This is a genomic window from Candidatus Cloacimonadota bacterium, from assembly GCA_034661015.1.
Taxonomy (GTDB): domain Bacteria; phylum Cloacimonadota; class Cloacimonadia; order JGIOTU-2; family JGIOTU-2; genus JAYEKN01.
The window spans coordinates 1-1,970 of the sequence record JAYEKN010000235.1 but is presented as its reverse complement, the minus strand read 5'-3'; the positions used below and the strand labels follow the sequence as shown (position 1 = coordinate 1,970).

2 protein-coding genes are annotated in these 1,970 nt (G+C 37.4%); both read left to right on the top strand.

Translation table 11 applies throughout. The features are described 5' to 3' along the window. Positions 1-397 precede the first annotated feature (397 nt). Positions 398-580, top strand: a complete 183-nt coding sequence (locus U9P79_08870; GenBank protein MEA2104732.1) for a hypothetical protein — start codon at positions 398-400, stop codon at positions 578-580. Between the two features lie 7 nt (positions 581-587). Then, positions 588-1,958, top strand: coding sequence for a putative DNA binding domain-containing protein (locus U9P79_08865; protein MEA2104731.1), 1,371 nt, complete (start codon positions 588-590; stop codon positions 1,956-1,958). Positions 1,959-1,970: the final 12 nt, after the last annotated feature.

Sequence of the window (1,970 nt, the reverse complement as noted above, 5' to 3'; positions counted from 1 at the left end):
TCTCCTCCCCCTTGAGGGGGGAGGATTAAGGTGGGGGTGAAATCTTTCTCTGTCATTGCGAACCCTGATTTATCAGGGTGTGGCAATCTCGTATCATCACATACAATATTATGACTGCCAGGCTACCGGTTTTTTTGCGTGCATGCTATTTCATAAAATTATCATTTTTTAAATAATTGTTTCCATACAGTAGTCGTAACCATGTGATACAATTATAAAAAATATCGAATTTTAATAAAAAAAGAAAAATTTTCACAAATTGTTTTAACGGAAAATATAAGTAATTTCGGAATAAATTGAAAGTTCAATAGAAATTTTATTATGATTTGACAGCAATCTATTTCCGATTACAATTAAAACACGGATGCGCAATATTCAATAGTCAAGAGGTGATTAAATGACAAGCATAAAACCAGGCGACATAATTAAAGGCAATCAATGGTCAGAACCAGTAGAAATAAAATTAAGTTGTAGAAAAATTGAAAAAGATTTACCTCTCCACTATTATTTAAAAGAAGAACGGCTCAATGTTTTGATTCTGGAAAACCTGAAAAAGGTGGTTATAAAAGATGAACATTGAGGAGATCATGAAACAGCCCGAAGGCAGAAGACTGGAATTCAAGGAACAAATTCCCTCAGGGTCTAAACTGACCAGAACGGTTATTGCTTTCTCTAATGATGCAGGCGGTGAAATCTTTCTTGGTGTAAAAGATAAGCCAAGGGAAATTATCGGATTGAATCCGGATAAAATAATTCCGTTAGAAGAACGAATAAGCAGTATGATTTTTGATCAATGTTCCCCTATCATTTTACCTGAATTTACCATTATGACCGCGGACAATAAAATGCTCCTGCGAATTAGAATTTTCAAAGGGAACAACCCGCCCTATTTTCTCAAATCAAAAGGAAAAGAAAGCGGTACCTATATAAGAGTCGGTTCCTCTAATCGGCTGGCATCCGCCGAAATTATTGCCGAATTGGAAAGACAAAGCACAAACAGATCTTTTGACAGCGAAATATTTTTTGGAAAAACACTTCCCGAAATAGACATTGAAGTATTCAAACTCTTTTTTGGAGAAAGAACCGGTGAAAAATTAAACCTTAAAACCTTATCGAAACTTCGCCTTTATAAGGAGACTAACGGAAAAAAATATCCCACCTATGCCCTGATCTTGCTTTCCGACGATCCGCAAAGATTCAGATTATTTCCATACGCTAAGGTAGAATGTGCCCGTTTTAAGGGAACAACCCCCGGTAATTTTATCGACCAAAAGACCATTGACATAAATATAGGACAGCAAGCCGAATTGGCTCTTCAATTTATCCTGCGGCATATTTCGCAGGGAACGACAGGATACGATGGCGTGTATCGAAACGATCGCTGGGAATATCCAATAGATGCCCTTCGTGAAGTGGTACGTAATGCCATTGTTCATAGAGATTATGCGCTGTCCGGTAAAGATATTAAAATTGCAGTTTTTGACGATAAGATAGAGATTACAAGCCCGGGAAAACTGATGCCTTCGGTGGATTTTAACCTAATGGAAGCAGGACAGTCGGAAATACGTAATAAACTAATTGCCGCTACGTTCAAAAAGCTGGGCATCATAGAACAATGGGGAAACGGACTGAAAATAATCTTCGATGACCTGAAAAACTACCCGGAAATAGAGCTGAAATGGAGCGAGCCGGGTATTACTTTTAGGGTAACTTTCAGGAAGAAAAACTATTCACCTGAAACTGTGGAGAAAACTAGGGAGAAAACTAGGGAGAAAACTAGGGAGAAAATTTTGTCTATTTTAAAAGCAACACCATATATTACGATAAATGAGCTGGCGGAAATTATAGGAATTTCACAAAAAGGAGTAGAATGGCAAATAACAAAACTCAAAAAAGAAGACAGAATAAAACGCATCGGCCCCGACAAAGGCGGACATTGGGAAGTTCTTGAAAAATAAGAGAAAAAGTAC

What these genes read in the sequence shown, in the direction of transcription:
- U9P79_08865 (MEA2104731.1), top strand. Translation starts at nt 588, where the DNA reads ATGAAACAGCCCGAAGGCAGAAGACTGGAATTCAAGGAACAAATTCCC.
- U9P79_08870 (MEA2104732.1), top strand. Translation starts at nt 398, where the DNA reads ATGACAAGCATAAAACCAGGCGACATAATTAAAGGCAATCAATGGTCA.